The organism is Microbacterium keratanolyticum (assembly GCF_016907255.1).
Classification (GTDB): Bacteria; Actinomycetota; Actinomycetes; order Actinomycetales; family Microbacteriaceae; genus Microbacterium; species Microbacterium keratanolyticum.
In genome coordinates, this window is record NZ_JAFBBQ010000001.1 from 1,578,052 (window position 1) to 1,602,426 (window position 24,375).

A 24,375-nucleotide genomic window follows, 5' to 3' on the forward strand; every position below is an offset into this window, starting at 1 on the left:
GGGCCCTCCGCTTGCGAATGACGGGGTGCCCGAGCGCCGGGTTGTAGTCTTTCGTCGCGGGCTTCCCCGCGCAGACGACCCCCGAAGGAGCCGACGCCGATGCCATCAGTCGTCTTGTTCGGGCTCGCCGCGATCATCCTCTGGTCGCTCGTCGCGCACCGCTTCGAGCGGTGGGGCGTCGCAGGACCGGCAGGTCTCATGCTGCTCGGCGCGCTCTCGGTCATCTGGGACGTCGACGCCTTCGGAGTGACGATCGACTCGCACCTGGCGGAGAAGGTCGTTGAGATCATTCTCGCCGTGCTTCTCTTCGTGGATGCCACGGAGGTCAAGGGCGGTCTGTTCGGCGGCGAGGGTCGGGTGATCGCCCGTCTCGTGCTGATCGGTCTGCCCCTTTCGCTCGTCCTCGCTGTCGCATCCGGATTCTTCCTCGCCCCCGGCGCGGGCATCCTCGTCGCGCTCGTGCTGGCCTGCGTGCTCATGCCGACCGACTTCTCGTCGGCCGCGCAACTGCTGCGTGGGCGACACCTGCCGGAGCGCACCCGCCAGATCCTCAACGTCGAGAGCGGATACAACGACGGTCTGATCTCGCCCCTATTCAGCATGGCGCTCGCCGCCGCCGTCTTCGTGTTCGCGCTCGGACCGATCACCTCCGACACGATCGAGGTCACCGACGAGCAGGCATCTCAGCTCGAAGGTCCTGCGGAAGAGTTCGTCGTCGCCTTCTTCAATGCCGTTCCGGCGACCGTGAACGCGCTGATCGTCGGAATCGTGTTGGGCGCGGGCATCGGTCTTCTGGTCGCGTTCGTCCGCCGGCGGGAGCTCGCCAACGCGGTGGGTGTGCGCTACATCATGCTGCTCGTCCCCCTGGTCGCGTACGGCATCGCGACCCTTCCCGTGCTCGGCGCCAATGGCTTCGTCGCCGCGTTCGTCGCCGGCATCGCCTACCGTTTCGCGCGCACGCGGAATCTGCCGGAGCGTGAGATCGATCGCTCGGAGCTGCTCCTCATCGACGAGGTCGGCACTCTGACGGCCTACTTCGTCTGGTTCGTGGTCGGCGGTGCTGCCGTGCTCGTCTTCACGACGGGCGTCGACTGGCGCATCGTGCTGCTCGCGTTCCTGGCGCTGACGGTGCTGCGCATCGGGCCTGTGTACCTGTCACTCATGGGCAGCTCGGTGGCGCGTCAGGAGCGGCTGACGATCGGCGCACTCGGCCCGCGTGGCACGGCATCGATCGTGTTCGGCCTGCTCGCGTACAACGCGCTCCCCGAAGGCCCTGATGACGTCGTGCTCAGCGCGACCGTTCTCGTCGTCGTCGGCAGCATCCTGCTGCACGGCGTGATCGCGCCGTTCGCGGTGCGGCGGATCTACCGCGACGCCGCCGCAGTCAGCTAGAGGAGCTCGGCGCGCAGTGCGGCGGGCGTCTTCGGTGACAGCAGTGCGGGGGCGACGTCGAGCACCGTGACGGCACCCGTGCGGCCCTGCTGATTGAGGCGGTGCGCCGCGCGGGCGTAGGTCACGAGCACGCTCGCCGTGAACTCGGGGTTGCTGTCGAGCGCGAGACGGTACTCGATCGTCTGCGACGCCTCGGTGCTCGTATTGCCGCTGCGGATGACGAAGCCGCCGTGCGGCATCGCGGAGTGGTCGCGAGCGAGCTCCTCCGCGCTGATGAAGTGCACGGTCGTGTCGTATTCGTCGAAGTAGTGCGGCATCGTGACGATGGCCTGCTCGACAGCGGCAGCATCCGCTCCGTCTTCGAGCACCACGAAGCACTCGCGCGTGTGCTTCTGGTTCGTCGCGAGCACGGGGCGTGATCCACTGCGCACAGCGTCGATCGCGGTGTCCGACGGCAGGGTGTACTGGGCGGCTCCCGCGACGCCGGGCACGCGGCGAACGGCGTCGGAGTGTCCTTGACTCAGCCCCCGGCCCCAGAAGGTGTACGTGTCGCCGTCGGGCAGGAGCGCTTCGCTGTACAGGCGGTTGATCGAGAAGAGGCCCGGGTCCCAGCCGACTGAGATCATCGCGGTGGTGCCGGCGGCCGTGGCCGGAGCATCCATCGCCGCGAAGTACTCGGGGACGCGCGCATGCGTGTCGAAGCTGTCGACCGTGGTGAACAGCGCTGCGAGCTCGGGACCCTGGACGGGGAGGTCGTCCTTGGAACCGCCGCACAGGATGAGCACGTCGATCTCGTCCGTGAACGACGGAAGCTCGGTCATCGTGCGCACGACCGTGTCGGCGCCGAGGGTGGTGACCTGCGCCGGATCGCGGCGCGTGAAGACACCCACGAGAGTCATGTCGGGATTCTTGTCGATGGCCGCTTCGACGCCGCGGCCCAGATTTCCATAGCCGGCGATGCCGATGCGGATGTGCTCACTCATGCCTTCTACGCTACCCGTGAGCGTGAGCGTGAGCGTGAGCGTGAGCGTGAGCGTGAGCGTGGGCGGGGCTGTGTCAGTGAACGGCGACCCGGCTGGCGCGATCTGCGGCGTGGGTGAGCTTCTCGAGGAACGCCACCACGACGGCATGGTCGTCGGACGGAAGGTCGTCGGCAATGCGCTGCGTCTCGTTCTGGAACGCGACGACGGGCGCGCCGACGGTCTGCTCGGCGTGATCGGTCGCCGTGATGAGGAGGCTGCGGCGATCGGAGGGGTGGCGCACGCGCTCGATGGCGCCGGCGCGCTCGAGGCGGTCCAGCAGTGCGGTCATCGAGGCGGAGGTGACTCCCAGGTGCTTCGACAGATCGGTGGGCGTGACGGCGTGCTTCGCCTCGGCCTGCGTGAGGAGGTAGCGCACGATGCGCATCTCGTTCTCGCTCATGCCCGACGCGGCTCGTGCACGGTCATTCATGGCGTTCTCGGCCATGCGATAGCGATGCAGTGCGTCGAGCACCTGCGTCACTGAGTCCGTCTTCTCTGCCATTTGATGCCTCTTCCCGCCGCCCATCATAGCAAGATAGCAAGTGTGTCAGATAAGTAGTTTGACAAACTAGTTTTCTGGTGAGTAAGTTTCTAACCACAACGAACCCAATCAAGGAGGCGTCATGGGCAAGCTCTACTACGGCAACGCGATCGAACCGGTGGAAATGCCGGATCGGACGCTCGCTCACGTCAAGACGCTCATCACGACCAAGCTCCGCCGATCCGAGAGCTTCTCCCTGTCGTGGGATCGAATGGTCGACGGAGAGGTGCAGCGCTCGGGCATCTGGCTCCAGAGCTCGATCCCGCTTCGGTTCGAGCTGAGTGCCGAGGCTGCGACGAAGCTGGACATGGCCTATCTGCAGCAGCTCGCTCAGGCCGCCAACTCATCCGCCGGAGTCATCATCGATCTCTGCGAGGCTCCGATCGAGACGGAAGCGCAGACCATTCCGCGCATCAGCGAACTGGGGCGTGCAGCATGAGCATCATCGACGACGTCGTCACCCGGGTCAGTCCGGACGCGATCACCTGGAGCAAGGTGGATACAGATTTCTACGTCGCCTCGCGCGCCGGAGAGTACGTCGGCTCGGTCGACGGCACGGCAGACGGGCATTTCATCGGATTCGATGCCACGTCGACACCGATCGGGCGCTACTCCGAACTCAAAGAGGCGCAGCGGGCTGTCGTTGAATGGAAGCCGGAGCAGGCACGCGAAGAAGACCGTCAGCTGTCAAAGGTTCTGATGCCGATCGCCACTGCCGCCGGCCTCGTCGCGAGTGTGACCGCAGTGACCGGGATGCTGATCGCCGCGGCGTGATCCGCCGCGCTCAGCTCGTGATCGGGTCAGGTTCGGTCTGAGCGCGGGTGCTGTCGTGCGCCAGCAGCGCCGCATCCGTCTTCATCTGCAGGAAGATGCACAGGCCGCTCAGCGCACCGATGTCTGCCGACAGCTGCTCGAGTTCAATAGTGTCGAGGTCGAGGGCCTCACTTCGTGGCTCGAACGTGACGATCCACCGAGGGACGCCCTGAGCGATCACGGGGTGGGCGTAGGTGATCGTCGATGCCGTGCGCAGTTCGACGACGACCAGGCCGGAGTTCGGGCCCGATTCGAAATTCTTGTCGAGGACGGCAACGTGCAGCGCCTCGGGCGCGCGGGACGCGAGGTACTCGGAAATCCAGGATTCGACTGTGTTGCGGTCGCGGTACGGCATGATGACCCCGTCAGTTAGAAGTGCGAGTGCACTGATCTGAGCGTACCCCAGGGGCCTATGCATTTGTTGCTCTTGTATCTGCGCCGCCACGGGTGTAGGACTGAGCCAGCTGATGTTCACTGGGGATCATCGGCATTGGGGTTGGTGGCTCATGGGGATGATTCATCGCGCCCGAACAGCAGCGATCGCGCTGCTCGGAGTGGCGGCAGTTCTGGGTTCGACGCTCGCCGTACCCGCCGCACAAGCGGCGGAGGACACCTTCACGATCGTTGTTCTGCCCGATACGCAGGGGTACACCGCGACGACCACGTATGAGCAGACGATGGGGGCGCAGACCCAGTGGATTGTGGACTCCCGGCAGCAGCTGGGGACGAAGTTCGTGATCCAGGTGGGCGACCTCGTCGAGTCCTGGCCCAACGTCAATCACTGGGAGCGCGCGAGCCGCTACATGAAGACGCTTGACGATGCCGGCGTCCCGAACTCGGTCCTGCCCGGCAACCACGATCTCAACATCACGACCGGAGAGTCGAGCACCTACGACACCTACTTCCCGCCATCGCGGTATGCGAACGCATCCTGGAACAATGCAACCGTGTCCTACGGCGGGTACCTCGGGCAGAACCTGTACGGACCCGATGGCATCGACAGGAAGAACAAGGACAACTTCGCCCTGCTCACGGTGGGCTCGACCAAACTGCTCATCCTGAACCTCGAATTCGAGTCGCCGGCGTACACGCTGACCTGGGCGCAGAAGGTGCTCGACGCGCATCCCGATCGCGAGGTGATCCTCGCGACGCATGGATTCATCAACACCGCCGGTGTGCGCTCGTCGCATGTGATCCGCACGGATGTCACGCCCATCTCGGCCGTGACGCTCTGGAACGAGTTCGTCTCGCGCAACTGCTCCATCTTCATGGTCGTCAACGGGCACTGGCACGACGGTGATCTCGGTGAGGCGCGTCGTACGGACGCGAACTCCTGCGGGGAGCCCGTGCACCAGATCCTCTCGGACTACCAGAGCCGAGCGAACGGCGGTAACGGATGGCTGCGGTACTACACCTTCAATCCGACCGCGGGAACCGTCGACGCGTACACCTACTCACCCACGCTGCGGCAGTACGAGACCGATGACAGCAGTCGCTTCACCCTCCCGATCGACCTCTCTGGCGCGAAGACGGAGGTGCTGCTGCCCGGTGGTTCGACGTGGAAATGGCGCAACTCCACGCAGACCTGGCCGATCGGCTGGAACATGCCGGGCTACTCCGATGCATCGTGGGGCACGGGGGCGGCGCCGCTGGGATGGGGAACCGGCGTCGCCACCGTGCTCGACCTCGCGCCTCCGACGTCGAATCGGGCGAGAGCGATGATCTTCCGCAACACGGTGACGATCGCCGACGTGGATGAGCTGTCGGATGTCACCGTCACGACGCGTGCCGACGACGGCGTCGCGGTCTGGGTCAACGGGACCCTGATCGGCACGTCGCATCTGCAGTCCACGAATCCGAACAGCTCGACCTACGCGGATGCCACGAGGTCGACGAATCTCGCCACCTCCGACCCCGCCGTGTTCACCGTGCCCGATGGCCTTCTGCAGGACGGGGCGAATGTGATCGCCGCGTCGGCGCACGTGAACTATCGGGCGACGGCGAACAGCACCTTCGATCTCTCCATGACCGCCCGCCGCACGACGGTGTCCGAGCCGGACGATCCCCCGGGAGCGCCGATCGTCTCCGCCACCGCGACCTCACCGACGAGTGTCGAGGTCGCCTGGTCGGCAGGGATCGGAGCGCCCGTCGCGAGTGTCGAGGTAGCGCGCACCGGCATGACGACGTTGACCGGGACGGGGGCATCCGGAACCGTGACGGATGCGGCGGCTCCGCCGAACACGGCGCTGGAGTACGCGGTGACCGCGATCGGCGTCGACGGGCAGCGTTCCGCCCCGACCGTGGCGACCGTCACCACACCGCCGGTGGTCGTCGTCGATCCGCCCGCAGCGCCGACTGCGACCGCCACCGCGACGTCGGCAACCAGCGTCGACATCGCCTGGGCTGCGGCGGCGGGCAGCCCGATCTCCGGCGTGGAGGTGACGCGTGTCGGGATGACAGCGCTCGCGGGCAGCGGCGAGACGGGGACGGTGACGGATGCGGCGGCTCCGCCGAACACGGCGCTGGAATACGCGGTTGCCGCGATCGGCGTCGACGGGCAGCGTTCCGCTCCGACGGTCGTGACGGTGACGACTCCTCCTGGTGGCGAACCCGTGCCGACGACGCTCGTGGCGGCCACGAACAGCTGGCGCTACCGTTACGCCGCAGGAGCGTGGCCTGCGGGGTGGACGGGCGTCGGCTTCGACGACTCGACGTGGAGTCAGGGAGCTGCGCCGCTCGGCTTCGGTTCCGGGATCACGACGGTCGTCGATGTGCCGCCGCCGACGTCTAACCGGCCGATCAGCATGATCTTCCGCACGAGTTTCGACGTCGCCGACCCGAGCAAGCTCTCCGCGCTCGTGCTCACGGCGCGCGCGGATGACGGTGTCGTCGTGACGGTCAACGGCGTGGAGGTGGGCAGGCTGCGGATGCCGACCACGGCGGTGTCGGCGGGGACGTACGCGACCGCGGCGCCGAACACCGCGGCGGCGGCGAGCTCTCCGCTCGTGATCGCGATCCCGTCGTCGGCGCTCGTTCCCGGCAAGAACGTGATCGCAGCATCCACCCATCTGAACTATCGGGGGACGGCCGGAGTGCAGTTCACCGCGACGCTCGAGGGGATGACGCTGCCCTGAGCTGACCGAACTCAGACGCCGCGCGCGGCGGCGAGGAAGGCTCGGATCAGGGACACATCCTTCTGCCCGCGCGTGCTCTCGACGCCGCTCGAGACATCGACTCCTGCGGGGGAAACCGCGGCGATGAGCTCGGCGACATTCTCGGGAGTCAAGCCTCCGGCGAGCAGCCAGTCGCCCTGTGGCGGATGCGCGTCGAGGGCCGCCGGGTTGAACGGCTCGCCGGCCCCGGGGATCGGAGCGTCGATGAGCAGGCGGTGCGCGAGGAGGCCCTCGGGTGCGGTCCGCGCCTCGTGGGCGTACTCGTCGATCGACAAGGCGCGGATCGTGCCGAAGCCCTCCGCCCGCAGGCGATCGAAGTCGTCGAGCGGCTCGCCCCCGTGCAGCTGCACGGTGTTGACCCCGGCCAGGTGGGCGGTCGCGAGAACCTCCTCGATGGGCTGCCGACGGAAGACGCCGACGGTCTGGATGCCGTCCGGTACCGACTGCACGAGCTGGCGGACGGTCGCAGCATCCACGGTCCGCGGGCTGCCCGGTGCGAACACGAAGCCGACGGCATCCGCTCCGGACTGCACCGCAGCATCCACCGTGAGCGGCTCACGCAAACCGCAGATCTTCACGAACATGCGATCAAGACTGCCATGGCCGTCAGTGCACGAAGGCCTTCAGGGCGATGAAGACGATGCCGAAGGATGCTGTCATCAACGCGCCCAGCAGACGAACGGGCATGCTGCTGCCGCGGCGCAGGAAGGCGATGTAGCCGAGGAACGCCAGGATGATCGTTCCCGACCAGAGGGCGAGCTCGTTCGCGAGGTTGTCCGGGATGATGCGTGTTGTGCCCGCCAGAAGAATGAGTGCGGGGATGCTCGCCGACGTCAGCATCCCGAAGGAGTGACGCAGCGAATGGCGCAGCGCGGCGCGCACGCCGATGTGTTCCCCTGCCGCGTCATCGCCCATGTGGGCAACGGCACCCGCATAGACGTGCGCCGCCCAGAAGACGAAAACCGTGACAGCGACCGTGACCAGGACCAGAACCGATGTCTCCCCGTGTGCCGACGACACCGCGATCAGACCACTCACGAGGATCGTGCCGTAGACGGCCGCCTCGGTGCCGAAGCCCGGGCGAAGAAACCGGTGCGCCGCCAGCGCGGCGTGATCGTGCGGAGGGATCGTCATGCCGCCGAGCCTATTGCGGATGGCGAAAGAGAGAGCTGCGAATCTCGCACTCCGCGCACACGGGGGCAATACGCGCATCGCGAGGCTGCCTGACTTCTTACGGCACCGGGAGCGCCCCTAAGGTGAGCGAGTGCATGACTTCTCTCGCCGCGGTGCGCTCAAAGCCGCCGCCTGGTCTGTTCCTGTCGTCGCTGTCGCCGCGACCACTCCGCTTGCGGCCGCCAGCGTGCCGCTGCCACCCTTCACGGCGACGATCACCGGCATCACCTACACGGGCAACTTCGATCGCTACCGCCTGTCGATCGCGTACACCAACGTCCCTGCGGACAAGCAGCTGACCGGGCGACTGTCGTGGTCATCCGCACAGGGATCGACCATCGGATCGTCCCTTTTCTTCGTGGACGCCGCGGGCACCAGCATCATTCTCACGGGCTTCCCCACAGGGGAGCTGATCACGTTCACCGCGCGGATCAACGGTGCAGACCCCGATCCGATGTTCGTCACGTACGACTACACGTTCGGCAGCGCCAGGAGCAGCACCATGGAGCGACGCCAGCGCGCCCTCTCGTGAAAAGCGAGAAGCCCCACCCGCTTCGATGAGCGGTGGGGCTTCTTCTTTGGCTCAGGCCAGTGGAGGGACTGACGGGAATCGAACCCGCGCTATCTGCTTGGGAAGCAGAAGTTCTGCCATTGAACTACAGTCCCGCAGCCGGTTGGCGTCTGGCCAGCATAACAAACCTCGCGGCGGAGCCCCATGGTCGCATTCAGTCGGCGGGACTGGCCGCGTTCTCCCGGAGATAGCCCGCCGGCCCACGGCATCCGCCTCAGAACTCATCCCCAGGTATGGCGCCATGGGTACTGGAGGATGATGTGCCGCCTGTGCCTCCGGAAATAGCGTCGAAGGCATGATCACAGCAGAAGGCCTCACGAAGAGGTTCGGGGACAAGACGGCGGTCGACGACGTGTCGTTCACGGTGCGTCCGGGCACGGTGACTGGCTTCCTCGGGCCGAACGGCGCAGGCAAGTCGACCACGATGCGGATGATCGTGGGGCTCGATCGTCCGACATCCGGACACACGACCGTCAACGGCACCGCGTACCGCAGCCTTCGCGCACCCCTCACCGAGGTGGGTGTGCTGCTCGACGCGAAGGCCGTGCACACGGGGCGCACGGCGCGCAATCACCTGCGGGCGATGGCAGCGACGCACGGCATCCCTGACTCCCGGGTCGATGAGGTCATCGACCTCGCCGGCATCACGTCCGTGGCACGCAAGCGTGCGGGCAAGTTCTCGCTCGGCATGGGGCAGCGACTCGGCATCGCGTCGGCGCTGCTCGGCGACCCGCACACACTCATCCTCGACGAGCCGGTCAACGGCCTCGACCCGGAGGGTGTCCGCTGGGTGCGTCAGTTCGTCCGGCACGCCGCATCCGAGGGGCGCACGGTCCTTCTGTCCAGCCACCTGATGAGCGAGATGGCCCAGACCGCCGATCACGTGATCGTGATGGGGCGGGGGAAGGTGCTTGCGGATGCTCCGCTGCAGGAGCTTGTTCGCGCGTGGACCAGCACCACGGTGCGGGTGCGCAGCCCTCGTCTCGCCGAGCTGGCGGCAGTGCTCGCGGGCCCCGCCGTCGAACTGTTCACGGCCAGCCCCGAGACGATCGACGTCACCGGCCTTTCCGCCGAGCGCATCGGCGACCTCGCCGCCGAGCACGGCATTCCTCTGCACGAGCTCACCCCGACCGTGGGCTCTCTGGAAGAGGCCTATCTCGCTCTCACCAACGATGCCGTCGAGTACCGTGCGGCGCGCAGTGCCCTGGAGGCATCATGACCACGACCGTCGCACCCCCTGTTCCGGCCGTGCCGCGCACGGCGTCGCCGTACCGGCACTCCTTCTCGCGCTCGCTGCGCAGCGAATGGATCAAGCTCGCCACCCTGCGCTCGACCTGGTGGTCCATCGCCCTTGTCGCCTTCGCGACCGTCGGCATCGCGATGCTGTCGGCGCAGCTGATGGCAGGTCAGGGCTACCCGCCGGCGCAGTACGTCGTGGGAGCGCTGCAGCTGACGATGCTGCTCGCGGGCATTCTCGGCACGATCGCGGTCACGGGCGAATACTCGACCGGCATGATCCGCTCGACGCTCACCGCCGACCCGAAGCGGGGTTCGGTGCTCGCGGCGAAGATGACCATGGTCGCCGCACTCCTCTTCGTCTCGTCGCTGGTGATCTTCCTGCTCGCCGCAGTGGCGATCTCCCCGCTGCTGCAGGGGCAGGGCGAATCGTTCCCGTGGACCGAGCCCGGGGAGTGGATGCCGCAGATCCTCACCGCCTCGGCCGCGATGGCCGTCTTCGCGCTGCTCGGCGCCAGCTTCGGTTTCGTGATCCGTTCGGGCGCGGGCGCCATCGCCGCAACAGTCGGTCTGCTGTTCGTGCTGCCGGTCGTGCTCGGGATCTTCTCGACGCCCGACCATCAGTGGGAATGGCTGCGGGTCATCGCCAACCACCTGCCGTCCATGGCGGCCACGAGCGCCATTTCGCCGACGGACGGCTTCGGTCTCTCGCAGGTCGAGGGCTACGTCACGCTCGGTGCCTGGGCGGTCGCCGGGATCGCCGCAGGTTGGATCTCCCTGCGGTCTCGTGACGCCTGACACCCGACGCGTCGCCGCGTAGAGTCAAGGCGATGTCGACGGATTCCTCTCGCAGCTCCTCGTCCACCATGGACGAGGAGCTGCGTTTGCCGCGTCCGCCCGGGGTCGTCCGGCGGTTCTGGGCGAAGCATCCGCTGCTCGCCGACATCCTGATCGCCATTGTGTGCCTGCCGCTCTCCGTCGCGCCGACCACGTTCCTCGCGGAGCGGCCGTTGCCCGCACCGGCGGCGATTGCGGCGAGCATCCTGATCCTGGGCGCGTGCGTGCTGCTGGTGTGGCGGCGCCGCTACCCGCTCGTGGTTTTTGCCGTCGCCTATGCAGTGTCGACGTTCTATCTGCTGCTGCTCACCCCTTCTGGGACGCCCCTGCTGCTCGTGGCCAGCTACTCCCTTGCCGTGTACCGGTCGGTTCGGGCCGCCTGGATCGGGCTCGCCGTCGGTGTGGGTGTGCTTCTGGTGATCTCCTTCGCGCTGTTCGCGGGTGGGGCGATCAGCCTGCAGGTCACGATGAACGTGGTTCTCGGAGAGTTTGCGACCGGGTTGATCGGCACGCTCATCGGCGCGAACGTGCGCGGTCGCCGACGCTACCTGGCTGCGGTCATCGATCGGTCGAAGCAGCTGTTCGTGGAGCGGGATCAGCATGCGCAGCTCGCCGCATCGGCGGAGCGCGATCGCATCGCCCGCGAGATGCACGACATCCTCTCGCACTCTCTGACCGTGGTCGTCGCCCTCTCGGAAGGGGCTGCGGCGACGAACGATGCCGAGCGGGCGCGCAGCGCCTCGCGGGCTGCTGCCGACACGGCGCGGAGCGCGCTCACCGAGATGCGCTCCATGCTCGGGGTGCTGCGCGATGGAGACACGGATGCTCCGCTCGCGCCGACCGCCCCCGTCTGCCCGAGCGACACCGTGGCGGCCGCCCAACGCGCCGGCTTCGCCGCGACCCTCACCACCACAGGCGAGAGCGACCTCCCGCCCGCGCATGCGCTCGCCGTCGGGCGCATCGTGCAGGAGGGCGTCACCAATGCGATGCGTCACGCCCCGCGCGCGACCCGCATCGACGTGCGCATCGACTACACCGACGAGCACGCCCGCATCGAGATCAGCAACGACGGCGCTCACGCTCCGCAGGGCCTCGCCGGTTTCGGCCTGCGCGGACTCGCCGAGCGCACGACGCTTCTGGGCGGCACGTTCCGCTCCGAGCCGGCGGGCGCGGGCCGGTGGATGCTGCGCGCTGACCTGCCCCGACCATCAGGAGCCTCCACATGACCGACCCGATCCGCGTGCTGCTCGTCGATGATCAGCCCCTCATCCGCGTCGGCTTCCGCCTGGTGCTCGATGCGGAACCCGATCTGCTCGTCGTCGGTGAGGCGAGCGACGGCGCTGCAGCGATCGCGAACGTGGCGGAGCATCAGCCCGACGTCGTCGTGATGGACGTGCGGATGCCGGGCGTCGACGGCATTGCCGCGACCGAGGCGATCGTGCAGCAGCATCCGCAGGTCCGCGTGCTGGTGCTGACCACGTTCGACCTCGACGAATACGCCTTCGGGGCAATTGCCGCGGGAGCCAGCGGATTCCTCCTGAAAGACGCCCAGCGGCACGAGCTGGTCGAGGCCGTGCGCGCCGTGCACCGGGGCGACAGCGTGCTCGCGCCTCGGGTGACGCGCAGCATCCTGAACCGCCTGGCCCCGCAGCTGCAGGTTCCCGTCGACATCGACGATCCGACAGGCGAGCTCACCGACCGAGAACGCGACGTGTTCCTCGCGATGGGGCAGGGGCTCACGAACGCGGAGATCGCGAAGCACCTGTTCGTCAGCGAGTCGACGGTGAAGACGCACATCGGTCGCGTGCTGATGAAAATCGGCGCGCGAGACCGCATCCATGCCGTGATCCTCGCCCACAGGCTGGGGCTCATCGACGCGCAGCATCCGCTGCCGCCGCTCGCGTGAGGCGCTGCCTTATGGTCGAGACATGGCAGAGATGCGGGTCGGATTTCTCGGCGACGGGCACATCAGCGGGGTGCTGCGCGACGCCGTCGAGCAGACGCGACCCCACCTCGTCGTCGGAACCTTCGGTCGCGACGCTCTGATCCCCGACGGCCTCGACGTCGTCGTGGAGGCCGCGACGCAGCAAGCGGTGCGTGAGCGCGTGCCCGGCCTGCTTGCCGGGGGAGTCGACGTGATCCTGCTGTCGGTCGGCGCGATGGCGGATGCCACGCTGCGCACGACGCTGCTCGCCGGTCCGGGACAGCTCATCGCCTGCACGGGTGCGATCGGCGGACTCGACCAGGTGCGAGCGCTGCGCGCCGCCGGTCCGCTGCGGGAGGTGTCTCTGGAGAGCCGCAAGCTGCCCGCAACGCTCGTGCAGCCGTGGATGGCGGACGAGTTGCAGGAACGGCTGCGGCGCGGCACGGAGGAGATCGTGCTCGCCGAGGGGCTCGCTGCGGATGTGGCGCGGCAGTTCCCGACGAGCGCCAACGTCGCCGCCTCCCTCGCGCTCGCCGCGGATGCCTGGGACACCGCGACCGCTCGCGTCATCGCCGACCCCACGGCGACACACACCCGGCATGAGGTCTTCGCAGCCGGTGATCTGGGCGAGGTGCGCGCCGTCGTCGTGAACGCTCCGTCGCCGGATCGTCCGCGCTCGAGCGCCATCGTCGCCTGGGCCGCCCTGCGGGCGCTCGACGACTACGCCCGCATGCGCAGTTTTGCCGCACCAGGGGGAGTGGTGTTCCTCTAGGGCCGCGTTGAGGAGGAGTTCTCGCTCATCGGAGGAGGTTTCGCGTGGAAAGCTCCTCCGATCGCGGAGAACTCCTCCCGCCGCTAGTGCCGCGGGTACGCCCCGCGCCGCTAGCGCAGCGGGTTGAACGGGGCGATCGCCGGATCCGTCCTGCCCGTGACGATCTGCTCGGCGAGAAGCTTTCCTGTCGCGGGTCCGAGCACGATGCCCCACATGCCGTGGCCACCCGCCACGTAGACGCCGTCGGCGCGGGTGGCGCCGACGAGGGGCAGGCCGTCAGGGGTGACGGGGCGGGAGCCGACCCACTCGTCCTGACGGTTGTCGAGGTCGACGCCCTGTAACAGTGTGCGCGACTGGTTGATGATCGCCTGGATGCGGCGCGGCTGGAGCACCTCGTCCGGGCCACGGAACTCCATCGTGCCGGCGATGCGGAAGCGCCCCTCGTAGGGGGTGCAGGCGATGCGCTGCGCGGGGAGGTACACCGGATGCTCCGCCGGATCTGTCGTCTCCACGGTGAAGGAGTAGCCGCGACCCGCCTGCACGCGGGTGCGCACACCGAAGCGTCGGGCGAGTTTCGGCATCCACGCGCCCGTCGCGATCACGACGGAATCCGCAGCGATGCGCTCGCCGGAGGAGAGGGTGACGGACGGTTCTGCGCCGCCGGTGACGTCGATGACGTCAGCGCCCGTGCGCAGTGTCGCGCCGCGGGCGACGACGGCCTCGCCGAGCGCCTTCATGAACGGCCACGGCTCCAGGAATCGCTGGCCGTCGAGACGGTAGGCGGCCTTCACCGCGGGGGAGAGTTGCGGGGCGAGCTCCTGCGGGTTCTCCAGCCGCTCCAGCGGAACCGACTGCCCGTGCCGCTCGACGCCGGCGATCTCACGCAGGAAGCCCTTGGCGTGTGCCTCTTCCGGAAAGCCGATCACGAACGGGCCCTCGCGCGTCCACGAATCGACGCCGCCGTCGGTGAGCTCGTCGAAGCAGGCGAGCGCGATCTTGTCGATGGGCGTGAGCGCCGCCATTGTGCGGTCCCAGGCGCGATGCGTGCCGTGCGCGGCGAACTGGGCGAGGAAGGTCCACAGCGTCGCATCCACTCGGAACGGCACATGCAGCGCCGCATCCGGGTCAATCAGAGCCTTCGGTCCGTACGTCCACAGGCTCGGGTCTGCCAGGGGAATCGCCTTGCCCGGGGTGAGCCATCCGGCATTGCCCCAGGAGGACCCGGCCGCGACTCCGGTGCGGTCGAGGACGGTGACCTCGACCCCGCGCTCCTGCAGATGCCAGGCTGTGGCGAGTCCGACCATGCCCGCGCCGATGACGATCGAATGCACCATTGCAACCTCCGTGAGAACAACAACTGCGCCCAGGATGGCAGATCTGCGTGGCATCAGACAGAATGACGGGAGATTCTTCGCCAATAGGGTAGGAATCAGTTCTTTCCTTCGATAGATCAGGATGCCGTGGCCATGCCAGAGACGGATTCTTCGCACTACCGTGAGCTCGATCGCACCGACCGGGCGATCCTCGCGGAGCTCGAACGCGACGGACGCATCTCCAATGCCGAGCTCGCCACCAGGGTGGGCATCGCCGAGTCCACGTGCCACAAGCGCGTACGGGCGCTCGTGGCATCCGGCGCAATCGTCGGCTTCCATGCCGAAGTAGACCCGGCCGCCCTCGGCCTGCACATCGAGGCGCTCATCTCGGTGCGACTCCAGGCCCATGCGCGCGGAGACCTTCGACGCTTCCAGCGCGACCTCGAGAAGCTGCCCGCCACGCGGCGGGTGTACTTCCTCGCGGGCGACCGGGACTTCCTGGTGCACGTCGCCGTCCGCGACGCCCAAGCGCTGCGCGAGCTCGTCGCTGACACGATCAGTGTGCGCGAAGAGGTCGCCGGCACGACGACGAACCTCATCTTCGATCACGCACCGCGTCATCACGAGGCGCGCTGAACGACGCACGGAGTCGTGCGCGTGGCATCCGCTCGCGGGCACTAAGTAGGCTGTTGCCGTGCTTCTCAGTGACCGCGACATCAAAGCCGAACTCGCGTCGGGCCGGATCGGACTCGACCCGCTGGCTCCCGAGCTGATCCAGCCGTCGAGCATCGACGTGCGCCTCGACCGCTACTTCCGGCTGTTCGACAACCACAAGTACCCCTACATCGACCCTTCCGAAGATCAGCCAGAGCTGACGCGGCTGATCGAGGTCGCGCCGGACGAGCCGTTCATTCTGCACCCCGGCGAGTTCGCCCTCGGCGCCACCTTCGAGCAGGTCACCCTCGCCGATGACATCGCCGCGCGCCTTGAGGGCAAGTCGTCACTCGGGCGCCTGGGTCTGATCACGCACTCGACGGCCGGGTTCATCGACCCCGGCTTCTCCGGGCACGTGACCCTCGAGCTCGCGAACGTCGCGACGCTGCCGATCAAGCTCTGGCCGGGCATGAAGATCGGGCAGCTCTGCTTCATCCGCCTCACGTCGCCCGCCGAGAATCCCTACGGCTCGGGGCCCTACGGCAACCGCTACCAGGGGCAGCGCGGACCGACGGCGTCGCGGTCGTTCCAGAACTTCCACCGCACCGACGTGGGTACGACCGACGCAGGTGCGATCGGCGGCTGAGATGTCCCCTTCCCGTGACGACCAGCACGACGACCTGATCTATCACCCGCCTCCGCCGCCCGAACCCGTCGTCGAGACGGAAGAGGCGGAGCCAGAGCCGGATCCGGCGACGACGGCGGTCGTCCGGCGCAGTCGCATCCTTGTGGTGACCGTGATCGCCGCGTGCGGCACGCTGCTGCTCGGCGCGATCATGGCGATCGTGCTCCTGAGCACGGGCCTGATCTCCTCGCTCGATCGCAAGGATGAGGGGGCAGAGCCGCGACCGATCGTCGCCGCGCCCGAACCGGTCGACGAGGCGCCGGCGGAGCCCGACGACACCGTGAAGACACAGGCGCAGGAGGCGGCGGAAGAGGCTGCGCGCAACGCGCGCCGGACCAGCTATCACCCGCTCGTGCGCACGGGCGCGGAGTCATGCGGAACGTTGTGCACCTCTCTCGTGCAGGAGGTCGGCACGCAGGCCGGGGACTGGACCGTGGATGCGGCATGGGCGGATGCCACGCGCGACGTGGGTGCTCGCGATGCCGCCTCGGCGGGATTCGTGCGCGGCGACGTACACGGCACCTTCACCGTGCTGCAGTTCGCCAGCGATGCAGAGGCCGCGGAGGCTGCCGTGAAGATGCGCGTCCTGCTTGGGCAGCCGTCATACACGACGGCCCTCTTCGAGAACGGCACGGGCGTGCGATACGACTTCATCGACGCCGTCAACGCCGTGCTCTGGCATCCGGACGCGAACTCGGACGAGCACCTCCCGGGCCGGCTCTACCTCGTCGAATCGCCCTCGATCGACGCGCCGGACTTCTCGACGGAGTCGGCCTTCGAACTGTTCCTCTCGCTGCCCATCTGATCAGCGCTGCGGTGAGGCGGCTACGGGTGCCGGACGCACGGCGAACGCCAGTACCGCGTCGAGCACCTCGTCGGAGGCGAGGATGCGGTTGTGTCCGAAGCCGTCGGTGAGCAGCAGGTGGGATCCGGGGTGTGCGGCGTGCAGTCGCTCGGAGTTCTGTGCGCTCAGCGCGGGATCGTCGCGGTCGTGCGCGATGAGCAGGGTCGTGCCGCGCAGTGGGTGTGCGAGCGAGTCGTAGAGAGCGGTCGCGTCGGTGCGGGTCATTCCGAGGCGGCGGTAGAAGGATGCCTCGAACGCCGCGCGTGTCCGCGGGGTGAGGCGCAGCATCCGCTCGAACTCGCTGTGGAAGGCGTCGACCGTGCCGGCTCCTGCGATGGTCACGAGCCGTGGCGTGGTGACGCCCGCGCGCACGGCGGCGAGGGCGGCGAAAGCGCCGAAGGAGTGCCCGACAATCAGGTCGAACGGGCCTTCGGCGGCGCTGAGCTGCTGCGCGGCGTCGACCCAGTCGCGCACATCCGTGGCCGCTGCGGCGGAGGATCCATGCGCGGGTGCGTCGAACGACACCACGCGGAATCCTTCGGCGGTGAGGTCGCGCACGAGCGTCGCGAACTGTGAGGCGCGCCCGCTCCAGCCGTGCATGAGAAGGGTGGTGCGCGATCCCGCGCCCCATTGATAGATGGTGATGCGATGGCCGCGCACCAGAAGCGTGCCGCGCCGGGCTGTCTCGTGGGTGGCTCGATCGGCTTCGCGCACGCGCATTCGCGGATCGGTGGAGAAGAACGCGCGGTTGGCGATGCTGCCGGCGAGGGTCGGCGAGAGTGCGGACGTGAACCGGATGCTGCGGGCGAGGGCGTTCATCAGTGCAGACACGACATCTCCTATCAATACGAACGATCGTACATAGAGTATCTGAACGAACGTTCGTAGACTAGAGGCATGGTGGAATCGGTCGAGATATCAGCGCGCGCACCCGTCGATGGGCGCCGCGCGCGAGGGGATGCCTCCCGCCGCACCGTGCTCACCTACGCGACCGACCTCGTCTCCGTCGAGGGTCTCGATGGACTCAGCATCGGACGCCTCGCCGAAGCATCCGGACACAGCAAGAGCAGTATCGCCGGCCTCTTCCAGAACAAAGAGGGGCTGCAGCTGGCGACGATCGCAGCCGCCCGCACTGTTTTCATGGCTGTCGTCGTCGAGCCGGCACGCGAAGAGGAGCGCGGACTCACCCGGCTCGTCTCGCTCATGCACCACCTCATCGAGTACTCCCGCACACGTGTGTTCGCAGGCGGATGCTTCTTCGTCGCGGTGAGTGTCGAGGTGGATTCCAAGCCCGGGCCCGTGCGCGACGCGGTGCGCGCAGCAATGGCGGATTGGTACGGCTACGTCGAAGCGCAGGTGCGCACCGCCGCCGATGCCGGCGAGCTCGCACTCGACGCCGAGGGGGTCGAGCTGCTTGCCTTCCAGCTGCCGGCGATCTACGAGCAGTCGAATTCGCGGTCGTTGCTGTACGGCAGCGAACGTCCCTACGTTCTCGCGCGTCGTGCGATGCGCGCGCTGTTGGCACAGGCGGGGGCGGATGCTGCCGCACTGCGCCTGCTCGACACCTAGGCCCATCGAGTGGTCAGTTTCGGCAGCTCTTCGGTCGAAAACTTGCCGAAACTGACCACTCGATCACTGGGGAGGGTCAGACCGCGCGGCGCTCCTTGACCGGCAGCAGCAGGAGGAACCCGGCGACGAGCACCAGCACGATGCCGAGAATGCCGAAGGCCGTCGACTGCGTAGCGACGATGAGCAGCGTCCAGGCTCCGGAGGCCATCCAGCTCGCGGCGCGACCCGTCGTCGCGTAGAGGCCGAAGATCTCGCCCTCGCGACCGGCCGGGGTGACGCGTGCGAGGAAGGAGCGCGAGGCCGCCTGCGCGGGGCCGACGAAGGCGCAGAGGATGAGGCCGCCGATCCAGAACGCGACGGTGCCCGCCTCCACCAGGAAGAACACCGCGAGCCCCGCGACGATCATGCAGGCGAGCGACCACAGGATGATCCGCTTCGGGCCGAAGCGATCGTCGAAGCGCCCGGCGATGATCGTCGAGACGCCGGCGATCAGGTTGGCCGCGATGCCGAAGATCACAAGCTCCATGAACTCGAAGCCGAACACCGCCGCCGCGATGACCGCGCCGAAGGCGAAGACGCCGCCGAGTCCGTCGCGGAAGACGGCGCTCGCCAGCAGGAACCAGAACGTGGGACGCGTCTCGGTGTTGCGGTACAGCCCGATGACGTCCTTGGTCAGCAGGACATAGGACTGGAAGAAACCGACCTGTCGTTCCGGACGACCGAGCGAGGGCTCCGGCACGTTCAGGAAGATCGGGATGCTGAACACGATCGCCCACACCGCACAGCCGACCGCGATCAGGCGGAACGGCAGGCCGTTGTCGGTCGACATGCCGAACCAGTCGGCGGTGTCGAGCACGACGACGATGACGAGTGCGACGATGCCACCGAGGTAGCCGAAGCCCCATCCGAGTCCGGAGATGCGGCCGATGTTCTTCTGATTCGCGATGCCGATGAGCATCGCATTCGAGTTGACCGCAGCGATCTCGCCGAACACGGCGCCCGCCGAGATCAGTGCCACACCCAGCCAGAACAGCGAAGGGACGGGCTCGACGAACCAGAGCCCGAACATGCAGGCGATGAGTGCGCCCGTACCGATGCCGAGCCAGAGCTTCTGCTTGCCCGCGGCATCCGCTCGCTGACCGAGCACGGGAGCGATCAGCAGGATCGCGAGCGCGGCGATCGTCGAGCCGAGACCCAGGCCCGAGGTGAGCTCGGCGATCGCGGCTTCCTTGACGGGATCTGTCTTGTCGAGCGCCTGCAGCTCCGGCGGGAGGAACGCATCCGTCGTGAGATAGAGCGCCGTGAAGATGAACGTCAGGATGACCGTATTGAACGGCTGCGTCGCCCAGTCCCACAGTGCCCACGAGTAGACCTGCTTCTTCGGTGCGGGGGTCTCACCGCGAAGGTCGAGACCGACCACGCCCACCACGCCCGTCGTGGCGACGACCGGGACCTGGGGCTCTTCGGGAACGCTCATGATCGCAGTCTGTCGGTGCGGAGTGAACGGCAGGTGGCGGCGCGCCGTGCGCTCTGGACGATCGGTCGGGTGCTCCGGACGACCGGTCCTGCGGATGCCTCAGCGGGCTGCGAGCGTAGAAGCATGACATCCACGGCTTCCCTTCCCCTCCCGGTCGATTTGCGTGCGCAGCCGCTGCGCTACGGCGGTCTCATCGTGATGATGCTGCTGAGCTTCCTGCTTGTCACGGCGGAGTTCCTGCCGAACGGGATGCTGATCGAGATGGCGACGACACTCGGGGTGACTCCGGGCCAGGCGGGCCAGACCGTCACGGTGACGGCACTCATCGGACTGCTGGTCGCTCCGACGGTTGGGCTGGTCTTCCCGCGTGTGGACCGACGATCGCTGCTGGTCTGGATGGCGATCGCCGCGGCGGTGTCGAACCTCGTGGTGGCGATCGCGCCGAACCTCGTGATCATCCTGGCCTCGCGGCTGCTGCTGGGTGCGGCGATCGCGACGTTCTGGTCGATGTCGATCACGGTCGCCGCGCGTCTGTCCAGCCCGGAGCGGCTCGGGCGAGCGGTCATGTTCACGACGGCAGGCACCTCGCTCGCAACCGTCGCAGGGGTGCCCTTGGGCGTCATGCTGAGCGAGCTGACCGACTGGCGCACGGTCTTCGTGATCATCGGCATCGCCACCGGACTGCTCGCGATTGCACTGCGGGCTCTGCTGCCGAGCGTCCCCGCCGCTGCGGCATCGAGCATCCGCGTGCTCGTTGACACGCTGCGTCGTCCCGGAATCGGCCTGGGTCTTGCCGGTCACTCGCTCGTCGTGCTCGGGCACTTCCTCGCGTACACCTACGTCCGCCTCGCGCTGGAGCGCATCCCGGACGTCGAGCCAGGAACCCTTGTGATCCTGCTCGCGCTGTTCGGCGTCGGCGGACTCATCGGCAACATCGTCTTCGGCCTGGTGATCGATCGTGCCTTCGGGATGCTCGCGGTCGTCGTTCCGCTCGTCACAGCCGCGTCCGTCGCGGCGATGGTGGCCTTGCCCGCCTCCATCGGGGGAGTCGGGGTCGTGATGGTGATCTGGGGTGCGCTGTTCTCGTCGTGGCTGATCGTCGTGAACGCCTGGGTCGGGCATCGGATGCCGGACCGGCTCGAGGCGGGAGGCAGCCTTGTCGTCGTCGGGTTCCAGGCTGCGATCATGGTCGCCGCGGGCGTCGGCGGACTGCTCGTGGATGCTGTGGGCGTCGAGCTCGTCTATGCGCTGGGCGCAGGACTGCTGGTGGCAGGGGCACTCCTGTTCGGGCGCGCGAACCGCGCCTCGAACCGTGCGGCTGTGTAGGCGTCTGGAACCCGGCGTCAGACGGGCAGGCCCACCGGGACCTGCTCGTCGCGGCGTTCCGGCATCAGGTCGTCGGACGTCGTCCGCCATGCGGATGGGCTCATCCCCGTGCGGCGGCGGAAGGCACGACGGAAGCCCTCATCGGAGCCGTAGCCCAGATCGCGAGAGGTGGCGGATACCGAGCGGCCTGCGTGCAGCATCCGCTTGGCCGCATCGATGCGCACCTCGGTCACATACTCCGCAGGCGAGCGGCCGATCGCGGAGCGGAAGCGTTCGGCGAACGTCGATCTCGACATGGCGCCGACGCTTGCCAGTCGTGCGACCGTCCATTCTCGACCGGGTTCGTCGTGGATCGCGGCGATGACGCGGTCGAGGAAGGGATCCCCCTGGCGCGATGGCCACGCGGCGGCGTGGTCGCTCATCGCCCAGGCGCGGATCACGGCCAGCAGTACCGTCGTCGCCATCATGCGGCACACGAGCAGATCGCCGGTGCGCTTCTGGCAGATCGCCGGATCGTCGATGCCCATGTGCGCAGCCAGTGCTGCCGCCGCAGGATCTGCGGCATCGAAGTCGTACACCGCCAGCGTGGATGGGATGTCGTGCGTCAGGCGCACCGCGGCGTCGGAGAGTTCCAGGTCGACGATGACGACCTTCGCCGCGTCGACGGCCTCCAACGCGACCTCGCTCCGCCCGAAAGAGAGGAAGGCGTCACCTGCCGACAGTCGCACCGCATCCGCGCCCGTGGGCTCGAAGGCGGCACCGTCGGACTTCAGACGGCAGGCGAGACCAAGCCGCTGGTGGGTGCCGAGGGACCCTTCGGCGACGTAGATGAGTGTGGCGCCCGCGCGGGCGAGCGGCAGGAGACCACCCGCCGAGAGGCGTTCCCGACGCGCTGTGCCGATGCGCAGGTCAACGGCGCTGAGCACCTGTGAGAGAGCATCTGCGTCCACGGTCATACGATCGGGAACGCCCGGTCAGGCCCTGCTATTCCGCGCGCTCGGCCACGCGGGTCAGTGCTCGCATTGACGCGGATGAGCCATGCGGGGGACGGATGGCGGGACGAACGCCGCAGGCGCGGAGAACCGGCCCGGATTCATCCGCCATCCGTGATTTCTCCCGCCATCCGTGCCGCGGGTTGCGGTCAGTAGCTGGAGCTCTGCGCGCCGACGAGCTCACGACCCAGCACGCTGCGCGTGCCGGAGACACCGAGACGGGATGCTCCGGCGTCGATCATCTCGATCGCCTGATCCCAGGTGCGGATGCCGCCGGATGCCTTCACGCCAAGCGCGTCACCGACGACCGAGCGCATGAGTCGCACCGCGTGGGCCGAGGCGCCGCCGGCCGGGTGGAAGCCCGTCGAGGTCTTCACATAGTCGGCGTCGGCGGCCATCGAGGCGCGGCATGCCTGCTCGATCTGCTCGTCGTTCAGTGCGGCCGACTCGATGATGACCTTGAGGAGCGCGCCGGGAATCGCGTCGCGCACGGCGCGGATGTCGTTCTCGACAGACTCGACGTCGCCGGCGATGAGTGCGCCGATGTCGATGACCATGTCGATCTCGTTCGCGCCCGCCGCCACCGCTGCGGCAGCTTCCGAGGCCTTGATCGACGAGAGGTGCTTGCCCGAGGGGAAACCCACGACGGCGGCAAGGTTGAGATCGCCGAGCTGCGCGTCGACAGGCAGCATGTTGGGGGAGAAGCACACGGCGTAGGTGCCGAGTTCTCGCGCCTCGGCGATCGCCGCGGTGATGTCTGCGGGACTCGCATCCGTCTTCAGCACGGTGTGGTCAATGTACTGCGCAAGCTGCGCGGCGGAAAGCTCGCTCATGGCGATGGGCTCCTTCGGGTACGGGGGTGAGCGTCATCGTTGACACAAGCAACCTCTATGGTTTCACGGTTTGCTACACGAAGGGTGTGAGACGCCTACTCCGCCGGCGGGGTGACTCGCACGAGAACCCCGTCACCCTCTCCGCCGATCGCGATGATCCAGGCATCGTCGACCCGGGTGGCGGCGTTCGCGCCGCAGAGGAAGTGCAGCGGATGCGTGGATTCTGCGGTTCGCAGCGCGAGAGCGTCTTTGCGGAAGGAGTCGACGCAGTCGGTATGGCCCTCGATCGTCCTGCGCGCATCGGCAGATCCACCGACGAGCATGAAGGACTCGGATGACGCCTGCGCGCCGCCGCCCCACCACAGGGTCGAACCGTCGAGGGTGGCGGCGACGATCGGCCGCTTGACGGTCTGGGATTCGCGCCACAGTTCCGCGCCCGCCGCGTCGAGGGCGAACTGCTCGGCGAGCGTCGCGACGAAGATCGTCCCATCCGCTCCCGTCGTGATCGACACGGCGGGAGCCTCGAGAACCTCCTGGGGGAGGTCCGGCACGAAGGGCTCGCTGTGAAGAACGGTGGCGGGGCTGCCGTCGAGCGGAACCTCGATGATGTCGAGCGTGGGGTCGCTGCCGGGCGTCGCAGCGACTTGCTGCAGGGCGAGAAAGGCGGTGTCGTCGTGCACGGCCAGGTCGAGCACTCGGGCGAAGAGCATGTGCGGATCCTGCATGAACGGCGTCGGAATCGTGCGGATCTGCCGCGCCGTCGTGTCGAGCACTCCAAGAGTCGGCGGCCTGATTCCGGACGCGGCGCCGGCGTCGGACACATCGTGCGCGATCCCCGCGCCGCCGAAGGCCACGACGAGCGTGTCTGGTGTGTACGCGGCGATGTGATCGACGGTTCCGAGCAGGGTGTCGGGCTCGGCGGTGAAGACGTCGCGCGTCTCGCCGTCGGCGTCAACGTGCAACCAGGTGGTTCCCGAAACCGCCCAGAAGCCGCCGCGACCATCAGCAGCGAGTTCGTGCATCCCGAACGCGAAGTCCGTCGACTCCCCGTTCGCAAAGCGCATCGTGATCGGCTCGAGTGTCCAGTCGCCCGGACCTGGCTGCGCCGTGCACCCCGCAAGCAGCAGTGCTGCGCCGACGGCAGCGGTTCCGCGCAGCATCCGCCCGTGTCTCATGCCTTGACCCTAGGGGGTCGGGGTGCGCGTCCGTCGGGCGATTGCACAACTGT

General features: G+C 67.8%; 26 protein-coding genes and 1 tRNA gene. 15 read left to right on the forward strand and 12 right to left on the reverse strand.

Annotation, left to right across the window (positions count from 1 at the left end):
• Window positions 1-99 precede the first annotated feature (99 nt).
• Window positions 100-1,392 (forward strand): cation:proton antiporter domain-containing protein, encoded by a 1,293-nt coding sequence (locus tag JOD62_RS07520; RefSeq protein ID WP_204938673.1) that lies wholly within the window; start codon window positions 100-102, stop codon window positions 1,390-1,392.
• On the opposite strand, the gene JOD62_RS07525 is transcribed toward JOD62_RS07520, so the two are convergent.
• Together JOD62_RS07525 and JOD62_RS07530 are read right to left on the reverse strand one after the other, a co-directional pair.
• Entirely contained in the window at window positions 1,389-2,375 is a 987-nt protein-coding gene (locus JOD62_RS07525) for a diaminopimelate dehydrogenase (RefSeq protein WP_204938674.1), read from the reverse strand. The genes JOD62_RS07520 and JOD62_RS07525 overlap by 4 nt on opposite strands.
• A 73-nt stretch (window positions 2,376-2,448) precedes the next feature.
• Window positions 2,449-2,916, reverse strand: a complete 468-nt coding sequence (locus JOD62_RS07530; protein ID WP_204938675.1) for a MarR family winged helix-turn-helix transcriptional regulator — start codon at window positions 2,914-2,916, stop codon at window positions 2,449-2,451.
• Between the two features lie 121 nt (window positions 2,917-3,037).
• On the opposite strand from JOD62_RS07530, the gene JOD62_RS07535 reads away from it, so the two are divergent.
• Both JOD62_RS07535 and JOD62_RS07540 read left to right on the forward strand, forming a co-directional pair.
• Window positions 3,038-3,394, forward strand: coding sequence for a DUF7882 family protein (locus JOD62_RS07535; protein ID WP_204938676.1), 357 nt, complete (start codon window positions 3,038-3,040; stop codon window positions 3,392-3,394).
• Entirely contained in the window at window positions 3,391-3,729 is a 339-nt protein-coding gene (locus JOD62_RS07540; protein WP_204938677.1) for a peptide ABC transporter permease, read from the forward strand. Before JOD62_RS07535 ends, JOD62_RS07540 begins: the two co-directional genes overlap by 4 nt.
• 10 nt (window positions 3,730-3,739) lie before the next feature.
• Here JOD62_RS07540 and JOD62_RS07545 read toward each other — a convergent pair whose 3' ends face one another.
• The gene (locus tag JOD62_RS07545; protein WP_204938678.1) at window positions 3,740-4,123 is read right to left on the reverse strand and encodes a protein-L-isoaspartate carboxylmethyltransferase; all 384 of its coding nucleotides are present in this window, start codon (window positions 4,121-4,123) and stop codon (window positions 3,740-3,742) included.
• 157 nt (window positions 4,124-4,280) lie between these two features.
• Here JOD62_RS07545 and JOD62_RS07550 point away from each other — a divergent pair, with 157 nt between their 5' ends.
• Complete coding sequence (locus JOD62_RS07550; RefSeq protein ID WP_204938679.1) at window positions 4,281-6,902, forward strand: metallophosphoesterase; 2,622 nt, start codon at window positions 4,281-4,283, stop codon at window positions 6,900-6,902.
• An 11-nt stretch (window positions 6,903-6,913) separates the two neighbouring features.
• On the opposite strand, the gene JOD62_RS07555 is transcribed toward JOD62_RS07550, so the two are convergent.
• Together JOD62_RS07555 and JOD62_RS07560 are read right to left on the reverse strand one after the other, a co-directional pair.
• Entirely contained in the window at window positions 6,914-7,525 is a 612-nt protein-coding gene (locus JOD62_RS07555; protein ID WP_204938680.1) for a phosphoribosylanthranilate isomerase, read from the reverse strand.
• Between the two features lie 22 nt (window positions 7,526-7,547).
• Complete coding sequence (locus tag JOD62_RS07560; RefSeq protein ID WP_204938681.1) at window positions 7,548-8,075, reverse strand: hypothetical protein; 528 nt, start codon at window positions 8,073-8,075, stop codon at window positions 7,548-7,550.
• A 130-nt stretch (window positions 8,076-8,205) separates the two neighbouring features.
• Between JOD62_RS07560 and JOD62_RS07565 the strand changes: the two genes are divergently transcribed.
• The gene (locus JOD62_RS07565; protein WP_204938682.1) at window positions 8,206-8,646 is read left to right on the forward strand and encodes a hypothetical protein; all 441 of its coding nucleotides are present in this window, start codon (window positions 8,206-8,208) and stop codon (window positions 8,644-8,646) included.
• Between the two features lie 60 nt (window positions 8,647-8,706).
• Here the strand turns inward: JOD62_RS07565 and JOD62_RS07570 are convergent.
• Window positions 8,707-8,780, reverse strand: a tRNA-Gly gene (locus tag JOD62_RS07570).
• 200 nt (window positions 8,781-8,980) lie between these two features.
• Between JOD62_RS07570 and JOD62_RS07575 the strand changes: the two genes are divergently transcribed.
• The 5 genes from JOD62_RS07575 to JOD62_RS07595 are packed head-to-tail and all read left to right on the forward strand — an operon-like array spanning window position 8,981 to window position 13,454.
• Entirely contained in the window at window positions 8,981-9,904 is a 924-nt protein-coding gene (locus tag JOD62_RS07575; protein ID WP_204938683.1) for an ABC transporter ATP-binding protein, read from the forward strand.
• On the forward strand, window positions 9,901-10,719 hold the full coding sequence (locus tag JOD62_RS07580) for an ABC transporter permease (protein WP_204938684.1): 819 nt from the start codon (window positions 9,901-9,903) through the stop codon (window positions 10,717-10,719). Before JOD62_RS07575 ends, JOD62_RS07580 begins: the two co-directional genes overlap by 4 nt.
• Before the next feature lie 32 nt (window positions 10,720-10,751).
• A complete protein-coding gene (locus tag JOD62_RS07585; protein ID WP_204938685.1) occupies window positions 10,752-11,984 on the forward strand; it encodes a sensor histidine kinase in 1,233 nt (410 codons plus the stop codon).
• Window positions 11,981-12,664 carry a response regulator transcription factor gene (locus JOD62_RS07590; RefSeq protein ID WP_204938686.1) on the forward strand — a complete coding sequence of 228 codons (684 nt, stop codon included), beginning with the start codon at window positions 11,981-11,983 and terminating at the stop codon, window positions 12,662-12,664. The genes JOD62_RS07585 and JOD62_RS07590 overlap by 4 nt, the downstream gene beginning before the upstream one ends.
• A gap of 22 nt (window positions 12,665-12,686) precedes the next feature.
• A complete protein-coding gene (locus JOD62_RS07595; protein WP_204938687.1) occupies window positions 12,687-13,454 on the forward strand; it encodes an aspartate dehydrogenase domain-containing protein in 768 nt (255 codons plus the stop codon).
• Window positions 13,455-13,564: 110 nt separating this feature from the next.
• Here the strand turns inward: JOD62_RS07595 and JOD62_RS07600 are convergent, their stop codons facing one another.
• Window positions 13,565-14,788 carry an NAD(P)/FAD-dependent oxidoreductase gene (locus JOD62_RS07600; RefSeq protein WP_204938688.1) on the reverse strand — a complete coding sequence of 408 codons (1,224 nt, stop codon included), beginning with the start codon at window positions 14,786-14,788 and terminating at the stop codon, window positions 13,565-13,567.
• Between the two features lie 132 nt (window positions 14,789-14,920).
• Here JOD62_RS07600 and JOD62_RS07605 point away from each other — a divergent pair, with 132 nt between their 5' ends.
• From JOD62_RS07605 to JOD62_RS07615, 3 genes are read left to right on the forward strand one after another with little or no spacing between them, the layout of a single operon-like run.
• Window positions 14,921-15,403: an Lrp/AsnC family transcriptional regulator gene (locus JOD62_RS07605; protein ID WP_204938689.1), complete on the forward strand. Its 483-nt coding sequence runs from the start codon at window positions 14,921-14,923 to the stop codon at window positions 15,401-15,403.
• Window positions 15,404-15,461: 58 nt separating this feature from the next.
• On the forward strand, window positions 15,462-16,067 hold the full coding sequence (dcd, locus tag JOD62_RS07610) for a dCTP deaminase (RefSeq protein WP_204938690.1): 606 nt from the start codon (window positions 15,462-15,464) through the stop codon (window positions 16,065-16,067).
• Between the two features lies 1 nt (window position 16,068).
• Window positions 16,069-16,911 (forward strand): hypothetical protein, encoded by an 843-nt coding sequence (locus JOD62_RS07615; protein ID WP_204938691.1) that lies wholly within the window; start codon window positions 16,069-16,071, stop codon window positions 16,909-16,911.
• Here the strand turns inward: JOD62_RS07615 and JOD62_RS07620 are convergent, their stop codons facing one another.
• Window positions 16,912-17,781: an alpha/beta fold hydrolase gene (locus JOD62_RS07620; protein ID WP_271171477.1), complete on the reverse strand. Its 870-nt coding sequence runs from the start codon at window positions 17,779-17,781 to the stop codon at window positions 16,912-16,914.
• Window positions 17,782-17,847: 66 nt separating this feature from the next.
• On the opposite strand from JOD62_RS07620, the gene JOD62_RS07625 reads away from it, so the two are divergent.
• Window positions 17,848-18,519, forward strand: coding sequence for a TetR/AcrR family transcriptional regulator (locus JOD62_RS07625; protein ID WP_204938692.1), 672 nt, complete (start codon window positions 17,848-17,850; stop codon window positions 18,517-18,519).
• A gap of 76 nt (window positions 18,520-18,595) precedes the next feature.
• Here the strand turns inward: JOD62_RS07625 and JOD62_RS07630 are convergent, their stop codons facing one another.
• Window positions 18,596-19,996, reverse strand: a complete 1,401-nt coding sequence (locus JOD62_RS07630) for an MFS transporter (RefSeq protein ID WP_204938693.1) — start codon at window positions 19,994-19,996, stop codon at window positions 18,596-18,598.
• A gap of 123 nt (window positions 19,997-20,119) precedes the next feature.
• Here JOD62_RS07630 and JOD62_RS07635 point away from each other — a divergent pair, with 123 nt between their 5' ends.
• A complete protein-coding gene (locus JOD62_RS07635) occupies window positions 20,120-21,322 on the forward strand; it encodes an MFS transporter (protein WP_204938694.1) in 1,203 nt (400 codons plus the stop codon).
• Between the two features lie 17 nt (window positions 21,323-21,339).
• Here JOD62_RS07635 and JOD62_RS07640 read toward each other — a convergent pair whose 3' ends face one another.
• The 3 genes from JOD62_RS07640 to JOD62_RS07650 all read right to left on the reverse strand — a co-directional run bounded on the left by JOD62_RS07640 (window position 21,340) and on the right by JOD62_RS07650 (window position 24,322).
• Entirely contained in the window at window positions 21,340-22,278 is a 939-nt protein-coding gene (locus JOD62_RS07640) for a helix-turn-helix domain-containing protein (RefSeq protein ID WP_204938695.1), read from the reverse strand.
• 185 nt (window positions 22,279-22,463) lie between these two features.
• Window positions 22,464-23,147: a deoxyribose-phosphate aldolase gene (gene deoC, locus JOD62_RS07645; protein WP_204938696.1), complete on the reverse strand. Its 684-nt coding sequence runs from the start codon at window positions 23,145-23,147 to the stop codon at window positions 22,464-22,466.
• Between the two features lie 95 nt (window positions 23,148-23,242).
• The gene (locus tag JOD62_RS07650) at window positions 23,243-24,322 is read right to left on the reverse strand and encodes a hypothetical protein (RefSeq protein ID WP_204938697.1); all 1,080 of its coding nucleotides are present in this window, start codon (window positions 24,320-24,322) and stop codon (window positions 23,243-23,245) included.
• Window positions 24,323-24,375: the final 53 nt, after the last annotated feature.